The organism is Micromonospora sp. HNM0581 (assembly GCF_012726175.1).
Taxonomy (GTDB): Bacteria; Actinomycetota; Actinomycetes; order Mycobacteriales; family Micromonosporaceae; genus Micromonospora.
Window position 1 is genome coordinate 189349 of record NZ_JAASAD010000006.1, and the last position, 17961, is coordinate 207309.

Annotated in this window: 15 protein-coding genes, 1 pseudogene and 1 riboswitch; of the genes and pseudogenes, 8 read left to right on the plus strand and 8 right to left on the minus strand. The window is 70.1% G+C overall.

The features are described from left to right. The first annotated feature begins 130 nt into the window (after positions 1-130). The 4 genes and pseudogenes from HCA58_RS10730 to HCA58_RS10745 all read left to right on the plus strand — a co-directional run. Positions 131-1027, plus strand: coding sequence for an ABC transporter permease (locus HCA58_RS10730; RefSeq protein ID WP_169597629.1), 897 nt, complete (start codon positions 131-133; stop codon positions 1025-1027). 25 nt (positions 1028-1052) lie between these two features. Then, positions 1053-1835, plus strand: coding sequence for an ABC transporter ATP-binding protein (locus tag HCA58_RS10735; protein ID WP_240955939.1), 783 nt, complete (start codon positions 1053-1055; stop codon positions 1833-1835). Between the two features lie 148 nt (positions 1836-1983). After that, positions 1984-3489, plus strand: a complete 1506-nt coding sequence (locus HCA58_RS10740; protein WP_169597631.1) for a bifunctional cytidylyltransferase/SDR family oxidoreductase — start codon at positions 1984-1986, stop codon at positions 3487-3489. A gap of 35 nt (positions 3490-3524) precedes the next feature. Beyond that, positions 3525-5156: pseudogene (locus HCA58_RS10745) on the plus strand (CDP-glycerol glycerophosphotransferase family protein); the annotation flags it as partial. A gap of 147 nt (positions 5157-5303) precedes the next feature. Here the strand turns inward: HCA58_RS10745 and HCA58_RS10750 are convergent. From HCA58_RS10750 to HCA58_RS10760, 3 genes are all read right to left on the minus strand, one after another. Next, positions 5304-6176: a C39 family peptidase gene (locus HCA58_RS10750; RefSeq protein ID WP_169597633.1), complete on the minus strand. Its 873-nt coding sequence runs from the start codon at positions 6174-6176 to the stop codon at positions 5304-5306. A gap of 236 nt (positions 6177-6412) precedes the next feature. Continuing rightward, a riboswitch (cyclic di-AMP (ydaO/yuaA leader) is annotated at positions 6413-6553 on the minus strand. A 224-nt stretch (positions 6554-6777) separates the two neighbouring features. Then, the gene (locus tag HCA58_RS10755) at positions 6778-7590 is read right to left on the minus strand and encodes a hypothetical protein (protein WP_169597634.1); all 813 of its coding nucleotides are present in this window, start codon (positions 7588-7590) and stop codon (positions 6778-6780) included. A 99-nt stretch (positions 7591-7689) separates the two neighbouring features. Beyond that, a complete protein-coding gene (locus HCA58_RS10760; RefSeq protein WP_169597635.1) occupies positions 7690-8925 on the minus strand; it encodes an acyltransferase in 1236 nt (411 codons plus the stop codon). A 263-nt stretch (positions 8926-9188) separates the two neighbouring features. Between HCA58_RS10760 and HCA58_RS10765 the strand changes: the two genes are divergently transcribed. From HCA58_RS10765 to HCA58_RS10775, 3 genes are read left to right on the plus strand one after another with little or no spacing between them, the layout of a single operon-like run. Further along, complete coding sequence (locus HCA58_RS10765; RefSeq protein ID WP_169597636.1) at positions 9189-10310, plus strand: glycosyltransferase; 1122 nt, start codon at positions 9189-9191, stop codon at positions 10308-10310. Further along, positions 10301-11353: a pseudaminic acid synthase gene (gene pseI, locus HCA58_RS10770; protein WP_346775954.1), complete on the plus strand. Its 1053-nt coding sequence runs from the start codon at positions 10301-10303 to the stop codon at positions 11351-11353. Before HCA58_RS10765 ends, pseI begins: the two co-directional genes overlap by 10 nt. Before the next feature lie 55 nt (positions 11354-11408). Beyond that, entirely contained in the window at positions 11409-12503 is a 1095-nt protein-coding gene (locus tag HCA58_RS10775) for a potassium channel family protein (RefSeq protein WP_169597638.1), read from the plus strand. A 57-nt stretch (positions 12504-12560) separates the two neighbouring features. On the opposite strand, the gene HCA58_RS10780 is transcribed toward HCA58_RS10775, so the two are convergent. From HCA58_RS10780 to HCA58_RS10795, 4 genes are read right to left on the minus strand one after another with little or no spacing between them, the layout of a single operon-like run. Continuing rightward, positions 12561-13001, minus strand: a complete 441-nt coding sequence (locus tag HCA58_RS10780; RefSeq protein ID WP_240956006.1) for a hypothetical protein — start codon at positions 12999-13001, stop codon at positions 12561-12563. Positions 13002-13056: 55 nt separating this feature from the next. Then, entirely contained in the window at positions 13057-13815 is a 759-nt protein-coding gene (locus HCA58_RS10785) for an SDR family NAD(P)-dependent oxidoreductase (RefSeq protein WP_169597639.1), read from the minus strand. Further along, on the minus strand, positions 13808-15088 hold the full coding sequence (locus HCA58_RS10790) for an AMP-binding protein (protein WP_169597640.1): 1281 nt from the start codon (positions 15086-15088) through the stop codon (positions 13808-13810). Before HCA58_RS10790 ends, HCA58_RS10785 begins: the two co-directional genes overlap by 8 nt. Continuing rightward, positions 15085-15336, minus strand: a complete 252-nt coding sequence (locus HCA58_RS10795) for an acyl carrier protein (RefSeq protein WP_169597641.1) — start codon at positions 15334-15336, stop codon at positions 15085-15087. The genes HCA58_RS10790 and HCA58_RS10795 overlap by 4 nt, the downstream gene beginning before the upstream one ends. Positions 15337-15386: 50 nt before the next feature. Here HCA58_RS10795 and HCA58_RS10800 point away from each other — a divergent pair, with 50 nt between their 5' ends. Then, positions 15387-15923 carry a GNAT family N-acetyltransferase gene (locus tag HCA58_RS10800; RefSeq protein WP_346775951.1) on the plus strand — a complete coding sequence of 179 codons (537 nt, stop codon included), beginning with the start codon at positions 15387-15389 and terminating at the stop codon, positions 15921-15923. A 75-nt stretch (positions 15924-15998) separates the two neighbouring features. Here the strand turns inward: HCA58_RS10800 and HCA58_RS10805 are convergent, their stop codons facing one another. After that, positions 15999-17753: a glycosyltransferase family 39 protein gene (locus HCA58_RS10805; protein WP_169597642.1), complete on the minus strand. Its 1755-nt coding sequence runs from the start codon at positions 17751-17753 to the stop codon at positions 15999-16001. Between the last annotated feature and the right edge of the window lie 208 nt (positions 17754-17961).

Sequence of the window (17961 nt, forward strand, 5' to 3'; positions counted from 1 at the left end):
GTTGCGTCCCGACGTATTTCGGACTACTGTCCAGCCAGCGACCGGGGGCGGCGCTCCACACACCGACCCGCGCTAGATTCACTCACCGCGAGACATAACGCCGGCACGACAGATCGGAGCGCCCATCCCCATGGCCAACCTGCTGGCCGACCCCGACTCCGGCCTCACCCCAGCCCAACTGGCCGCCCGACACGGGCTACGGGTGGCCGGCGAGCGGCCCTCGTTCGGTCGTTACAGCGGCCAACTGTGGCGCTACCGGCACTTCATCTCCGAGTACTCCCACGCCAAGCTAACCGCCTCGTTCAGCAACGCCCGCCTCGGGCAACTGTGGCAGGTGCTCACTCCGCTGACCAACGCGGCGGTCTACTTCCTGATCTTCGGTCTGGTGCTCGAACAGACCCGGGGCATGGACAACTTCATCGCCTACCTGACCACCGGGTTGTTCATCTTCAACTTCACCCAAACCAGCCTGATGCACGGCACCCAGGCGATCAGCGGCAACCTCGGCCTGATCCGCGCCCTGCACTTCCCCCGGGCGTCCCTGCCGCTGGCCATCACCGCCACCCAGTTCCAGCAGATGCTCGGCTCGATGGTGGTGCTGATCGGCATCGTGGTCGTCACCGGTGAGCCGATCACCCTGAGCTGGCTGATGCTGGTGCCGGCGTTGCTGGTCCAGACGGTCTTCACCGCCGGGCTCACCATGGTGATGGCCCGGCTGGGCGCGAAGGCAACCGATCTGAAACAGGTCATGCCCTTCGTCCTACGGGCCTGGATGTACGGCTCCGGCGTGCTCTACAGCGTCGACCTGTTCGCCGAGAACCTGCCGGGCTGGGCCACCACCGTCGTGCAGTTCAACCCCATGCTGGTCTACATCGAGCTGGCCCGGATCTCCCTGCTGGAGAACACTCACCTGCTCACCGACTCGCTGCTCCTGACCTGGCTGATCGCGCTCGGCTGGGCGCTCGTCGCAGGCGTCGGCGGATACCTCTACTTCTGGCGTGGCGAACAGGAGTACGGCCGTGGTTAACCTTGAAATGTCCAATGATGTGACGATGACCCTCCCCCAGATCCAGGAACGGATCCCCACCGTGGTCGTGGACGACGCGCACGTCGTCTACCGGGTGCACGGGGGCAGCGGCAACAACCTCAGCGCGGTCGCCGCCTTGAAGCGGATGGTCAGCCGCAACTCCGCGCCCAACGTCCGAGAGGTGCACGCGGTTCGCGGGGTCTCGTTCACCGCGTACCGGGGCGAGGCCATCGGGCTGATCGGCACCAACGGCTCCGGCAAGTCGACCCTGCTGCGGGCCATCGCCGGACTGCTGCCGGTGGAGCGGGGGGCCATATACACCCAGGGGCAGCCCTCGCTGCTGGGCGTGAACGCCGCCCTGCTCAACGACCTGCCGGGCGAACGCAACGTCACGCTCGGCTGCCTGGCCATGGGCATGCCACCGGACGAGGTACGACGCAAGGTGCCGGAGATCATCGAGTTCTCCGGGATCAATCAGCGGGGCGACTTCGCCTCGCTGCCGATGCGCACCTACTCCTCCGGCATGTCGGCCCGGCTGCGTTTCTCCATCGCCGCCGCGAAACAGCACGACGTGCTGCTGATCGACGAGGCGCTCGCCACCGGGGACAAGGCGTTCCGCAAGCGCAGCGAGCAACGGGTGCGCGAGCTGCGGGAGAGCGCCGGCACGGTCTTCCTGGTCAGTCACCAGCTCTCCTCCGTACGGGACACCTGCGAACGAACCATCTGGCTGGAATCCGGCGAAGTTCGGATGGACGGCCCGACCTCCGAGGTACTGGCGGCCTACGAGGCGTTCACGAACGGCAAGTAGAGTTTGGGTGAACGAGCGGCGCTGTGGGCCGCGTTGTCCCGTTGGGGCAACGCGGCCCACGCGTTATGGTTCACTCTGTCGCCGTGTCGGCGGAACCTTCCGTTCATGTAACGCACGACAGTCATGCACCCCGAGAGCGAGGACCGCAATGACGCAGGACCAGACCACCGATCCGGGTCCCACGCCGCAGGACCGAGCGCCGTGGCGACCCACACGGACGGTGGCGGTGGTGCTGGCCGGCGGCACCGGCACCCGGCTGGGTCTGGGCATCCCCAAGCAGCTACTCAAGATCGCCGGAAAGCCGATCATCGAGCACACGCTTGCAGTCTTCGAGGCCGCGCCCGAGATCGACGAGATCATCGTGCTGATGGCCGCCGGGCACGTGGCCGAGGCGCAGAAGATCGTCGACAAGGCCGGCTTCCGCAAGGTCACCAAAGTGATCGAGGGTGGTGACACCCGCAACGCCACCACCCGGGTCGCACTGGACGCGGTCGGTGGGGGCGACTGCAACATCCTCTTCCACGACGCGGTGCGCCCGCTGCTCAGCGGCCGGATCGTCCGGGAATGCGTGAACGCGCTGTGGACCTACGCGGCCGTCGACGTGGCCATCCCGTCGGCCGACACGATCATCCAGGTCGACGCCAACGAGTGCATCACCGACATCCCGGTGCGGGCCACGCTACGTCGGGGGCAGACCCCGCAGGCGTTCCGCTCCGGCACCATCCGGGAGGCGTACCGCCGGGCCGAGGGCGACCCGAACTTCGCCGCCACCGACGACTGCGGCGTGGTGCTGCGCTACCTCCCCGAGACCCCGATCAAGGTGATCGACGGCTCGGACGAGAACATCAAGGTCACCCACCCGGTCGACGTGCACCTGGCGGACAAACTGTTCCAACTGGCCGCCGCCAAGGTGCCCCGGCTGACCGACCACCGCGCCTACAGCGAGGAGGTCTCCGGCCGCACGATCGTCGTCTTCGGCGGCAGCTACGGCATCGGTCACGACCTCACCGATCTGGCCCGCCGCTACGGCGCCCAGGTCTTCCCGTTCAGCCGCTCCAGCACCGGCACCCACGTGGAACGCCCCGAGGACGTCGAGGCCGCGCTACGGACCGCCTTCGAGGCCACCGGCCGCATCGACCACGTCGTGGTCACCGCCGGAATCCTCGAGAAGGGCGCGCTCGCCGAGATGGACCAGGAGACCATCGACCGGGTACTCCAGGTCAACTTCGTCGGCCCGGTCACCGTCGCCCGACAGGCCCTGCCCTACCTCCAGCAGACCAAGGGCCAACTGCTGCTATACACCTCCAGCTCGTACACCCGTGGTCGGGCCGACTACGCGCTCTACTCCGCGACCAAGGCCGCCCTGGTCAACCTCACCCAGGCGCTCGCTGACGAGTGGGCGGAGTCCGGCGTACGGGTCAACATCATCAACCCGGAGCGGACCGCCACCCCGATGCGGACGAAGGCGTTCGGCGCCGAACCCGAGCACACGCTGCTCGCCGCCGAGACGGTTGCCCAGTCGTCGCTCGACGTCCTGATCTCGGACCTGACCGGTCAGGTGATCGACGTCCGCAGGCCGCCGGGCGAGGCACCCGTCGCCGTCGCCGTACCCGCCCAGACCGACCGGTCAGCCGACGTCGCTGCCGTCGGCTGACCGTCCCGCCACCCGACCGCGAAAGCGACACCGACATGCGTGGTGACCTGGTCCGGAAGTTGGCCGCACGCAGCCTGGCCACCGGTGGGGCGATCCTGAGCTTCCTGGTGGTCGCACTCACCGGCGCCACCGTCTGGGGGCTCTGCCTGGCCGTGACGGCGCTTGCCGCCACGGTCTGGGAACGCCGGGTGCGGCCCGCAGCCGACAACGTCGCGGAGACCACGCTGATCGCCGCTGCGGTGCTCGTCGGCTACGCCCGGCAGCTCGACGCCGGCTTCGATCCGGCCCTGGCCGGGACCGCCGTGGTACTGCTGGGTCTGGTGCTGCTCGCCGCTCCGCTGCGCCAAGCCGGGAACCTGGAGATCCGCGCCGCCAACCTGCCGGTACGCACCTGGGTGGCGCAGGTCGCGGTGGTGCTCGGGGATGCCGTGGCGACACTGCTCGCCCTGCTGGCCCTGACCGCGCTGGTGGCGTCACCCGCGACCGTCGGACTGTCGGTGACGCTGCTGGTGGGCGTCGCGATCGGGGCGGTCGCCCTCGACCTGGCCCGGCGGCGGTTCCGGCCGCCGCGCGACGGGTCGGTGGTCGCCCGGGCGCTACGCCGGCACCAACCCGAGTTCGTCCTGCACTTCTCCGCCCCAACCGGCTCCGAGTACCAGGTCACCATGTGGCTGCCGTACCTGGAACGGATCGGTCGCCCTTTCGTGGTGATGGTGCGGGAATCGGAGTTCCTGGCCCCGCTGGCGGCGGCCACCACCGCCCCGGTGGTGTACTGCCCCACCACCCGCAGTATGGACGAGGTCCTGGTACCGAGCCTGCGGGTCGCGTTCTACGTCAACCACGGAGCCAAGAACAGCCACTGCATCAGGTTCACCCAACTCACCCACGTGCAGTTGCATCACGGTGACAGTGACAAGGCCCCCAGCGCCAACCCGGTCTCGGCGGTCTTCGATCGGATCTTCGTCGCCGGCGAGGCGGCCATCGAGCGGTACGCCCGCGCCGGAGTCGACATCCCCGCCGAGAAGTTCGTGGTGGTCGGCCGCCCCCAGGTCGAGGCGATCGAGGTGTGCTCACGACCGGCGCCGCCCCGGAACCCGACAGTGCTCTACACCCCCACGTGGACCGGGCACAACGCCGACGCCGACTACTGCTCGCTGCCGGTGGCGGAGCCGCTGCTGCGACGCCTGCTGGACCGGGGGGCCACGGTCGTGTTACGTGCCCACCCCTACACCGCGCAGAACCCGACCTCGGCCCGGCAGCTGGCACGACTGCACGACCTGCTCGCCGCCGACCGGGCCCGGTCCGGCCGGGTGCATGTCTACGGTGCCGCAGCGAGCCGGCTCACCCTGGCGGACTGTGTCAACCGTGCGGACGCGTTGGTCTCCGATGTCTCCGGGGTGGTCTCCGACTGGCTCTACTCGGGCAAGCCGTACGCGGTGACCGACATGGGCACCGACGGCGACCGGTTCGTCGAACGTTTTCCGCTGGCCGCCGCCGGCTACGTGCTGCGCCGGGACCTGACCGGTCTCGACGACGTCCTGACCCGGCTGCTCGACACCGACCCGGCTGCGGAGGCCCGTTGGGCCACCCGTCGCCGCTACCTGGGCGACTTCCCCGCCGACTCGTACGCCGAGGTCTTCCTCGCTGCGGTCCGGCGCGAGCTGGATTGCCGCTGGACCGCTGTCCGGCGAGACCGCGACATCGGCGGTGCCCCGACGGCAGCAGCGGGTAATCAACCGACGCCGAGTCGCCCGACGGCGGGTGCGGATGCAAGACCTGATCCGCACCCGCCGCCTGCGGTGGGACCGGCGTGATCAGGCCGAGTATCCGCGGGTGGCGGCCCAGTTGGCCAGGTCGGTGGTGCTGAGCCAGTACGACGGGTACGAAACGTCGGCCGAGTCAGCGATCTTCACCATCCGGCCAGAGTCCTCGTAGCCGACCACCGCGACGTAGTGGCCGCCGGGGAAAGAGTGCCAGCGGCCGTTCGTGTCGGTCACACTGCCGGCGACGTTGACCACGACGCCTCGCTCGTCGGCGATGGCCGCGACCACGTCCGCCTGGAGCTGGTCCATCTGAGCCGGCGTGGCGGCACCGCCACGGATCATCGTGGTCTCGTACGGGTCGCCGTCGACGACAGCGTTGAGGACGCGGGTGGTGTCCTCGGCCGAGTTGGTGCCGGCGTACGTGGTGCCGAGTTGGGTGGCGAGTGCGTCCTGTCCCCGCTCGATGCTCGCGGCACTCAACGCGTTTCGTACGGCGGCCGGGCCGCAGTAGTAGCCCGTGGTCTGTGCCTGGTGGTCGTACTCGAGGATCTTCGAGGCAGGCGGAGCCGGCGCCGGCTCCTTGCTGGCCACGTCAGGGTCCGCAGTCGTCGGGCTGGGCTTCGGCGACGGCGAGGCGCTGGCCGGTGCCGCGCTGGCCGGCACGGCACTTCTCGGTACGGCAGTCTTCGCGGCGGCCTGGGGCGAGGCGACCTCAGCCCGGATCGCCTCCGGTGTCACCGCGGTGTCGGCGAGCAGCTCTGCGGCAGCGGTGGTGGTACGGGTGGGGGCCGGGGCGGTCCCGGTGCCGGCGATGGCCGCGCCGGTGCCGGTGGCCAGCACGAGTGCCGCGGCGGAGCCGGCGACGATCTGGTAGGGACGTTCGGTGACCAGCCGACGAAGCCGGCGGGAAAGGGTGCGCTTCATGGTTCCTCCACTGGCTGAGGGGAGAACGGCATGCCGGCTCCGGCGGTCGGGTCGGCGTCTGGACGCCGACGACCGCCCGGATGAGCGGGAGGGGCCGTTCAGGGATGCACCCGGCAAGAACCGGGCGGTGGCGATGACCGGGGTCAGCTCGCGGCGCTCAGGCCGGCAAGCACGGGCACCGCGGTGCCGTGGAGGCAGGGAAACGGGGGAATCACATCGGACTGCACGAGGGCTGGTTCTCCTTCCATCACCGCCGACCGGGTTAGCTGACGGATTCGGGCGGGAAGACGCCCTACCGCGGGCCGAGACTCGCGGATTCACCCCAGTGGTGCAGTGGGTCCCCGGTTCGTGAGATCACGATTGAGCGGGTCGGTACGGCGTCGCTTTCTGCGATCGGTTACCGCACCGGACGTGCTGACACTACTGGCCGGTCACCTCCCGGCCAACCCGCTCTGACCTGCATAAACATGATCCAGCTCAGCAATTTTCGGATACCTGGGAGCGGGCGGAGCGGAATGGGACCGACGGCGTACCGGTCGCCTCGGGGTAACAACCGGACGACTTACGGACAACGCACCCGGCGATAGCTACGCCAATCGAATCACCTACGAAGAGTGACCGAGTTCTCGAGGAACGTGACCCAGCTCACGGAATTCCGACCAAGCCGTGCCGGGTCCCACCGTCGGAGCAGGTCGGCAGGTGCGACGCTGGCCCGGCTCCGGACCGGCAGCCGCTCCAATCGGAGCCGATCGGCCGCCGCGTACGCCTCGGCGGAGAGGGCATGCGCCGCCTCAGCGGCCAGTTCCGCCTCCCGCCACCGGACACGCTCCCGCTCGACGGCCGACCGGTAGGCGGCCAGCCGGTTGTCGCGTACCACTCGGGCGAGGACAACCTCCTGCGCGGCCGGGTGACGCCGGGCATCCCAGCCCGACCGGTGCGCCAGCACGTCGCTGAGCTGCCGGGCGGTCAGGTCGCCGCGCCAGTAGGCCGCCATCGCGGCTCGGTGCAGCCAGCGCTCCCGGGCCGCATACTCGGCGGGGGTACGCGGGGTACGCGGGGTCGGCAGTGCGGCGCCCCCGGCCAGCCGGCGGGCGGCGGCCTCCGCCTCGTCGTAACTGGCCCAGGCGCGGTCGAGTTCCGCCTGGGCAACCCGCCAGGCCGTACGTCGTCGCTCGGCGTTCTGCCCGGCGCCGACTGCCGCGACCGCCACCTCCCCGGCGTACCGGCGCTTGTCGGCCTCGTCGGTCGCGGAACGGGCCGCGTCCCGGTCGGCGGCTCGGTCCACCGGCGCGACCGGCTCGGGGCGGACGACCAACGCGGTGAGTACGCCCAACGCGATCACGAGCAGGACCGACCAGATGGCGGCGGCGCGTGGCACCTCGATCAGGAACTGGTAGAGAACTGCCTTCTCCATGACGGCACCTCGGAGATGTCGGTACGGCGTCGGTGGCCGTACCGGGAGCGGATCGAAAGGCGAGCGTCGGTGCCGCCACGGGCTGCGACCGGGCCGATGCTACGGCGCGTGCGTGACGCCGCGGTGACTCTCCGCGCTCGTGGCAGGGTCCGGGTCACCGCCGGACACCCGCTGTCGGGGCAGCCCGTGCGCACCGGGTTCAGCCGACGCCGACGGTGCCGCGCCGCTTCGCCGGCCGGAACGTGGCGAGGCCAGGCGGCGCATCATCGGCTGTTCCACGTACCGGTGCAGCAGAGCGGCCAGTCCCAGGGTGAGCAGCAGGAAGCCGATCACCGAGAGCGGGCCCCACCAGCCGGGCAGGCCGGTGCCCCAGTCCCCGGTCAGCCGCAGGATCGTCATGATCACGAAGACGTGCACCAGGTAGAAGGCGAAGGAGACCTCGCCGAGCCAGACCATCGTGCGGGAGCGCAGCGGCGAGCGCCGACCGTGCACGTCCGCGTCCGCTGCCGCGGCGATCACCAGGACGTACGCCGCGGACAGCAGCGCTGCCCAGAGTTCCGCCCGGATCCACTGGGAGGCCGCCACCCAGGTCAGCACGAAGATCAGACTTGCCATTGGTAGCCGTGGCCCCCGCCAGCGCCCACGCAGCATGAGCTCGGCCGCGGCCACGCCCATCCAGAACTCCAGCGATCGGACCAGCGGGAAGACCTGGGTGAACCACCAGCGATCCGACTCCGGTACCAGTGCCTGCCCGGGCCAGAGTGCCAGGATCAGCAGCGGCACCGCGACCACCACGGCCCACAGCAGCCACGGGCGGGCCCGCCGCACCGTCGGCAGCACCAACGGTAGGCACAGGTAGAAGAACAGCTCGCAGGAGAGCGACCAGCTGACGTTGTTGATGCTGTAGAAGTGGCCCGGCCGGGGATCCCAGGCCTGCACCAGGAGAAGGTTCTCCAGTGCCGCCACCGGGTCGATCGGATCAGCGAACCAGAGCATCGCCAGCATGGCGAGCGCCCACAGCACCAGATGGTTGGGATAGATCTTGGCGAATCGCCGTCGCCAGAACCGACGCCGGGAGGCGCCGGGACGCGCGGACCAGACCAGCACGAAGCCACTGAGGATGAAGAAGAACTGCACCCCGGACAGGCCCAGGGTGAAGATCTCTCCCACTACCGCCTGCGGGCCGGGATCGGCGATGATGCGCATGGTGCCGGCGTGGAAGCCGAAGACCAGCAGCGCGGCTATCCACCGCAGACCGGTCAGCGACGGCAGACGGTCGGCGTCCGTACGCTCGCGTGAGGTGGTCGCCGACGCCGCAAGGGACGTACTCGTCATGCCCACCATCCGGTTCTCGACCACATCACTCGCATGCCCATCTCCTCCCGGCCACCCCGACGGCTGCCGGATGCTCCCGCGGTAGCCGGGCTGGTGTGACCCGCCGGCACCCTACCCGGGTGGCGGGCACGCCACCGCATGCCTCGTCGACCTTACGAGTCCGCGCACCGTTAACCTGACACTCGTCGGCTGTTCAAAAACTGCACCGCACCCGGCCACGTCAGGTTTCAGGTCCGTCCACCCGGATGCCCGAAAGTTTCCGGGTGGTCACACAGCCGACGCCAACGCCGCTGCTGAGCATCGTCGTGCCGGTCTACGGCGTCGAGGCGTACCTGCGTCAGTGCCTGGACTCGATCCACGCCGACATCCCGTGCGACGAGATGACCGAGGTCGAGGTGGTCGCCGTCGACGACGCCTCACCGGACCGGTGCGGCGAACTGCTGCGTGAGTGTGCCGTCGACCATCCCCGTCTGCGCGTGCTGCACCTCGACCGCAACGTCGGCCTCGGGCTGGCCCGCAACGAGGGTCTGGACGTGGCCACCGGTCGCTACGTCTGGTTCGTCGACAGCGACGACTGGCTGCCCGCCGGGACGATCCCGGCCGTGCTGGAGCGGCTGCGCGTGGACCACCCGGACGTGATGATGATCGATCACCTTCGGGTGCACGAGTGCGGGCGCCAGGAGGTGGACGCGAGCAGTCGGCTGCTGCGCGCGACCCCCGGCGTGGTCCGGCTGACCGATCGACCGCAACTGCTGCGGGTCCAGCACACAGCCTGGAACAAGGTGGTACGTCGGGAGTTCATGGCCGAGTTGGGGTTGCGCTTCCATCCCGGCTGGTACGAGGACATTCCGTTCAGTCATCCACTCCTGATCGGCGCGGAACGCATCAGTGTGCTGAACCGGGTCTGTTACCTCTACCGCCAGGGTCGCCAGGGCGCGATCACCTCGACCCGCAGCGGTCGGCACTTCGACGCCTTCGAGCAGTACGACCGCCTGTTCGCCTGGCTGCGTCACCGCTATCCCGACGGGCGTTGGCAGGCCGAACTGTTCGATCTGATGGTGAGCCACTTCCTGGTGGTGGTGGGCAACGACGACCGGTTGCACCCGCATCTGCGCCGGGACTTCTTCCGGCGGGTCGCCGCGCACTACCGCAGGTACCTGCCCAGCGGCGGCTACCCCCGACCGGGCGGGGTGTCGGGACTCAAACACCGACTGGTCGGCCGGGACAGCTACCTGGCGTACGCTGCGTTGCGCCGGGCCCACCGGCTCGCCGGTCGGGTACGCGGTAACGACGTCGGGAATCCCGCAGGCGGGTCGGACTCGACGCCGGGCGGCACGGCACAGAATCGCACACTGGTACGCACGCACGGGAACGGATCGGAATGACGCTGAAGATCGGGTCGCATCTGGTCGGCACCGGGGAGCGCCCCTTCGTGGTGGCGGAGATGTCCGGCAACCACAACGGTGACCTGGACCGCGCGTTGTCCATCGTGGATGCGGTGGCAGCCAGCGGCGCGCACGCACTGAAGCTGCAGACGTACCGGCCGGACACCATCACCATAGACGTGGACACGCCGGACTTCCGCATCTCCGGCGGGCACGAGCTGTGGGGTGGCCAGAACCTGTACCGGCTCTACGAGAAGGCGCACACCCCGTACGAGTGGCACCGGCCGATCTTCGAGCGAGCCCGTGCCCAGGGGCTGACCGTCTTCTCCTCCCCGTTCGACGCCTCCGCCGTGCGGCTGCTGGAGGAACTCGACGCCCCTGCCTACAAGATCGCCTCATCGGAGCTTGTCGACCTGCCGCTGATCCGGCTGGTCGCGGCCACCGGCAAGCCGATGGTCATCTCGACCGGGATGGCCACCCTGGCTGAGATCGACGCCGCCGTACGCACCGCCAGGGAAGGTGGTGCCGGCGGGATCATCCTGCTGGCCTGCACCGCCTCCTATCCCGCACCGCCGGCTGACAGCAACCTGCGTCGCATCCCGGTGCTGGCCGACACGTTCGGCGTGCCGGTGGGGCTGTCCGACCACACTCCGGGCATCGGGGTGCCGGTCGCCTCGGTGGCGCTCGGCGCCTGCTTCATCGAAAAACACGTGACCCTGGACCGCGCCGACGGCGGGGTGGACTCCGACTTCTCCCTCGACCCCAGCGAGTTGGCCGCCCTGGTGGTCGAGTCTGAGCGGGCGTACGCGGCACTGGGTGGCACGGTGGTCGGGCCGACTCCGGCCGAGCAGGAGGGCCTGCGCTTCCGGCGCTCGCTGTACGTGGTGGCGGACGTGCGCGCGGGCGACGAGGTGACCGTGCACAATGTCCGGTCGATCCGACCGGCCGGTGGTCTCCCCCCGGTGGAGATCGACCGGGTGCTGGGCCGCCGCTTCACCGCCGACGTGGCGCGCGGCACCGCGCTCAGCTGGGATCTCGTCTGACGGGGTCCGGGCGCGTCGTACCGGCTTCTGCCGGGCGAGAGGTATACCTCTGCGTATGACCTTCGTGACGGTTACGGCGGGTCTGGCCCTGATCGCCGTGGTGGTGGTCGACGTTTGGCTCACCGTGCTTCATCCGGACGCGGAGGGAGTTATCGCCCGTACGGTCCGGCGGCTTGTCTGGCGGGCCTCGTCGCTGACCGCCGGCCGACGTCGCACGCCCCGCCGCACGCCGCTGGTGTGGGCGGGACCGATCCTGGTCACCGGCACGTTCCTCGCCTGGCTCGGGCCGCTGATCCTGGGGGTCGCACTCGTCGTCTGGCCGAACCTGCACGGCTATCACCGGATCACCGGCTACGGACCAGCCGGTTTCGTCGACGCCCTCTACTACGCCACCGGGCTGCTGACCGTACTCGGCTTCGGCGACATCACCCCGGACACCGGTGCGCAGAAGCTGTTCGCCGTGACGGCCGGCGCCCTCGGCTTCGGCTTCTTCGCCGCGCTGGCCACCTACCTGATCGAGCTGATCACCGGGCTGACGGTCCGCAACCGGTTCGCACTGACCATCTACGACCAGGTGCGCGGCACCGACGGGGTGGGCCTGCTCACGCGGAGCCTGACCGACGAGGGGGTCGACGTGACCCGGGAGCGGTGCAGGGCCTGGGCCGCGAGCCTGCGGGAGGTCGACGACACCGTCCGCCGGTATCCCCTGGTCGCCCTCACCTACCGGCCCCGCCGTCGCGACTACGACATCGAGCCCGCCCTGGAACAGATGGCCGCTGTCACCGTCGCGGCGCTGCTGGTCGCCAGGTGTGAACCCTGGCGCGGTCTCCGACCCCGGGCGGAGGAGCTGGCGTACGCCCTGCTTCGACTCCAGGACACCATCACCACTCGTTACCTGGGCCGTCATCTGCTCCCGGCGAGCAGCAGGCCGGCGGCGGACAACGCAGCTCACGACGAGGTCCTACGCCGGCTGCACGCCCGGCTGGTCGACAAGCTGGGGGCGCGGTTCGATCGCCCATCGGGCGGCGACGAGTTGGTCCACGAGTTGCTCTCCGAGTCGCTGCCGTTCTTCGTGGCGCTGCGCGGCTGGTCGGTGCTCGGGATCACCGACGACGGCCCACCGATCGGGTTCGCCCAACCGGACGGGTAGACGCGCCCCCGACGCGCGAAAGTGTCTTGGCGTTGGCGGGCGCGGATTCTGCGGGGGTCACCCGACGTTCGAGGCGCCACCGTCGGAACGGGACCGGCCCATCCGGTTGAGGTCGACGCGGTCGGTGAGGTCCGCCGGGGCGAAGGCGACGGTGACGACCAGGTCGGCCAGCGGCAGGGTGCGCCACAGCCACACAGTGCCGGGCGGCACCTCCAGACCATGTCGACGCCACCAGAGGGCCACCGGTACGTCGGCGAGCTTGGCCAGACACTCCACCCGGGTCCACCGGCCCCAGAAATCGGTGGACCCGAACCGGCGGGCCAACGTCACCGGTGGTGCAGCGTCGGTGCACTCGGCGTCGATCGCGACCCGCCAGCCGGGCACCGGCGGGGCGTACCAGCCGGCGCAGCGTCCGTCACCCAGATGGCTACGGGTGACGGCGTCACCCGAGTCGGCTGCCGCCGTCACCCGCAGGTGCCGGGGTGCGGCGGCGAGCATGGCGGACACCCGGTGGCCCGCACCTCCGTGGGTGCGGGCCACCGGCTGCGGCGAATCAGATCGAGGCGGCACCGTCCACCACGATGACCTGGCCGTTGATGTTCGTCTGGTCGCGCAGCAGCAGCCGCACCACCGGCACCACCTCCTCCGGCTCGGTCAGCTGACCGGTCGGCGTACGGCGCACGATCTGGTCGAGTTGGGTCTGGCCGAGCACCGCCGACATCTCCGAGGCGAAGAAGCCCGGCGCGACCGCGTTGACCAGCACCCGCCCACCGAGTTCCCGGGCGAGCGAACGGGTCGCCGCGTCCATCCCGCCCTTGGTCGCGGAGTACGCCACCAAGCCCGGGAAGCCGCGCTGCGCACAGATCGAGGTGATGTTGACGATGCGTCCCCGCCGGCCCTGAGCCAGCATCCGGCGTACGGCCAGCCGGGTGAGCTGCAACGGAGCGGTCAAATTGGTCTCGATGATCCGGGCGATGTCGGCGTTGGCGGTGTGCACGTGCAGCGAGTCCTGCCCGACGGCGGCGTTGTTCACCACACCGTCGATCGGGCCGAGCCGCTCCTCGGCCGCCCGGACGAACGCCTGCGCGGCGGCGAGGTCGGTGACGTCGACCGAGCCGACGTGTGCCCGCTCCGAATGGGCGTCTGCGAGCTTGGCCAGTTCGGGGGTGACGGTACGGGCGAAGGCGGCCACCTTCAGACCCGCTTCGAGCAGGTCGGTGACGATGGCGAGGCCGAGGCCGCGGGAGCCGCCGGAGACCAGCACCACGGAGCTGGGCGGTACGGGTCGGGCGGGGGTGGTGGGGTCAGACATCGCTCTTCAGGGTCTCCTTGACGGGAATCTCGGTCAGTACGCGGATCCGCCGTGGGACCGCGTACTCGGGCAACTGGTCGGCGCACCAGCGCACCAGCGTCGCCTCGTCCACCATCGCCTCGGCAGGCACCGGCCGGGGGTCGGCCACACCTCCCGTCGGTACCACCTCGGCGACGACCATGTGGCCGAGCAGCGGGGCACGTCGACCGGTGACCCGCGCCCAGGCCACCTGCGGGTGGGCGGTCAGCACGTCGCGGACAAGACCCGCCGAGACCTTGCTGCCGCCGACGTTGATCTCGTCGGCGTCGAGCCGGCCGGTGATCAGCACCCGGTCACCGACCAGCTGCGCCCGGTCGCCGGTGCGGACCGGACCGTCGAGCCCGGCACCGTGGTACGGCGAAGTGATCACCAGTTCCCCGTCGCGGACCCCGATGGTGGGACGCCCCGCAACCTCGCGGTCCAGCCAGTCTGCCGGGAACCCGGCCTGTCCGTCGTGCACCACGATGGCCGCGCCCACCTCGGATGAGGCGTAGATCCAGGAGATCCGAGCGGCCGGGAAGACCTCCCGCAGCCGGTCCAGGATCGTCTGGTCCACCGGTTCGCCGCCGAGGGTCAGCTGACGGAGCGGCACCCGGGCCAGCCCGTCCGGGTCACGGTGCAGGGCCCGCCGCCAGAAGGTCGGCGTGCCGGAGGCGGCGTCCACCCCGTGCTCGGCCGCCAGCGCCGGCCAGTCGTCGAGCTGGTCCGGCTCCACCACCACCAGGTGCTGTCCGGGCTGGGTCAGCGACAGCGTGACCACCTGCCACCAGGCGTACGTGCCGGGGGCGTACGGGCACAGCCAGGTCCGTGCGGGCTGCTGCCCCCGGACGGTGGTCAACGATTCGAGGGTGTGACCGACCCGCTTGGGACGGCCGGTGGATCCGGAGGTCAGTAGCCACAACCGGCCACGCTCGGCGGTACGCGTACCCGTGGTCACTGCCTCCCCGGTTGTCTGCGCACCCAGTTCGGTCACCACGAACCCGGTGTCCCGCAGGTCGTCACGCATCGCCGCGTCGACCCGGCTGGCGGTGCTGAGCAGCAGCTCGGTGCCGTGCGCGGCGTGGTGCCGGGCGGCGGCGAGCGCGTACCGGGCGGAGTGGACCAGCACGGCCGCGGGCTCCGGCAGGATCAGCTCCGGCAGGTCACGCCAGGTCAGCGGGGTACCGTCGACGACGACCCGGTTGTCCGCCCCCGCCGGGTGGACGGGAGCCTGCGGGACGGTCTCGACGCTCACTGCCGCTGCAACTCGACGAGGAAGTCGAGCACGTCGCCGACGGTGGTGATCCGACGCAGCCCGGGCGCGTCGAAGTTGAGTTCCTCTCCCGTGGCGTCCTCGACGCGCAGCGCCAACTCGGAGAAGTCAAGCGACCGGAAACCGATCTCGCGTAGGTCGGCGGCGTCGTCGGAGGGCAACGCCTTGCCCTGGTTCTTGAGAACCTCGCCCATGAGGTCGCGGATCTGCGCCCGACTCAATTCCTTCATGCGGCGGAGTGTACAGCCAGGTGAATCGTGATTAGGGTGCCCCGGGACAGGTGAACGAGACGGAAAGCGAGCGGTACGTGTTGCGTGACGCCACCGAGGACGACGTTAACCTGATGTTGTCCTGGCGTAATCAGGAAATCAATCGGCAGGTCAGCAAGACCAGTCACGTCATCACTGCCGAGGAGCACCGGCGGTGGTGGTCGGCGGTTCGCCAGGACCCCACCCGCCAGGTGTTGACCTACCTGCGGGACGGTGTGCCCAGCGGCGCGGTCGCCTTCTTCGACCTACGGTTGTCCGAGCCGCGTACCGGCGGGTGGGGCTTCTACCTGGACGCCGAGGGGTTGGCCGACCGGGGCGAGACGCTGCCCGCCTGGCTGGAGGTGATGCGGGAGGCGGTGGACCACGCGTTCGACGTGCTGGACCTGGAGCGGCTCGACGGTGAGGTGCTCGCCCACAACACGGTGGTGCGTCAGATGAACCGCCGGTTCCGATTCGTCGAGGGAACCGGCCGCCAGGAGACCCATGACGGCCGGGAAATCACGGTGATACCCATTTCCCTGGAGCGCATCAACCGTCGTGTTCGCTGATCAGCGACGTTTCGTCCACTCATTGTTCACGTAGCGGACGAGTGGTGTTTGCCGTCGATTGGGGAATGCCGGGTGTCAGCCGCGCCGCCACCCGGCCCACTTCCGCTGCGGGTCGCCGCCCAGCCGGACGAAGCCGAACCGGGTGCCGTCCCAGTCCCCCGGCTCGCCAGGCGCCCAACGCGCGAAGACCACGTCGGCGTCGACTGGCGGCCGGTCCCCGAACCACGGGACCTCGGTCCAGGTGACCTGATGGCTGAGGTTGAAGCGGAGCTGGTAGGGCACGCCGGTGGAGGCAGCGACCCGCTCAGGTGACCGGATACCCAACTCGGTCACACCAGGTACCGGCGTACCTTCCACCGCCAGCGGGCGAACCAGCCGCTGCATGAGCACCTGCGTGGTCGCCACGTTGACCACGACAAGCGCGGTGAGCATCACCGCCAGCAGTACGGTACGCGTGTTGCGTCGACGGACCGCGAGCACCAGCACGACCAGCAGACAACCGGCGATCCCGATGGCCGAGCCGACCAGGGGACGCATCTGCTGCCACCCGTCGGTCAGGGCCACCAGGTCCGGTGCGCTGAATCCACCCCACCGCAGCGGCACACCCCGGGCCTCGGCGCGGTCCAGGCGTAGGCGGATCAGTGCACCGCCCACCGCGAGCAGCAGCACGGCGACCCCGGCCCGGCGCAGCAACGGACGGTACGCCGTGCCGAACAGCAGTCCGACACCGACAAGCAACCAGAACGAGGCGAACATCTGCACGTAGCGGGCGTAGATGGCGTCCGGCACCCGGTCCGGCACCCCGGCCAGGACGAGCTCCGCACCGAAGGCGACCCCGACGGTGACCAGCAGGGCCACACCGAACGTCCACCTGGTGGCCGCACCGCCCCGACGGAACACCCTAATCACCGCCTCGGCACCGGCCAGACCGGCCAGTCCGAAAGTGACGACCGTCAGATACCAGAGCTGCGTGCCGACCGACGCCAGCACCTGCGAGAGCCCCCGCACCGAGGTGAGCGCCCGCGCGGCATTGCCATCTGCCGGCTTGCCGAGCAGCTGCACCGACTCACCGAGCAGTCGTATCCCCACCTCGTTGGTCAGCACTGCGGCCAGCACCGCAATGACCGCCGCCAGCAGCGCGGCCGGACCCAGCCGACGGCGGACGAACAGGACCAAAGCCAGCAGCGCGTACCCGGCAACGATCACCACGCCGCGCGAATGCATCAGATGACAGGCGCCCGCGAACGCGCCGCACATCGTCGCGGTGGCCAGACCCGGCCGGTCGACGAGCCGGTGCACGGCGAGCAACCAGGCCAGCAGCAGTGGTCCGAGCACCGCGTCGGTCATCGCCACCGTGGTGTGGAAGACCACCGCCGGTAGCGTCGCCGCGGCGAGGGCCGCCACGAAGGCGGGAACGGGCCGTAGCGCCAGCAGCCGCCGGCCGAGCAGGTACGCCAGCGGCAGGACCGTCGCGTTGAGCGCCGCGTTGATCACCCGTACGAGCAGGTAGGTGTCGGAGAACTCCCGGCCGAGGAGGAAGGCCGGTGCGATCAGCAGCGGGTAGCCGATCCGGCGTAGCGTCTCGTTCTCGCTGCTGAAGCCGCCCGGGCCACCGGCCAGGGCGCGTGCGGTGTTGAGGTAGCTGTCCTCGTCGGTGTGCGCGAACGGCATACCGGCGTGCCGGGCCAGCCAGATCCGCCAGGCGGTCGCCAGCAACCAGCCACCCACCATGAGCAGGGGCAGCAACAGGCGTCGGCGGTGGTCCGGCGCCCACCCGCGTGGATCCGGCGACCCGTGCTCGGCGCGTGCCGCTTCGATCTCGACGGTCATCGTCCCTCCCACGACGCGACCGGGCGGGTGGCGGCCGTCCGCGCCCCGGTTCCCGGTCGGGTCGAGACCCTAGCGGTCAGGTCGACGCGAGTCGGTGGGCACGCCGCGACGACGACAGGTGTTCGCCAGCTGGGTGCCCGCCATTCACCGTTGTACGTCATGCGGTTAACCGCGGGGCATGGGCCCGTTAACCCGCCGCGTCTAGCGT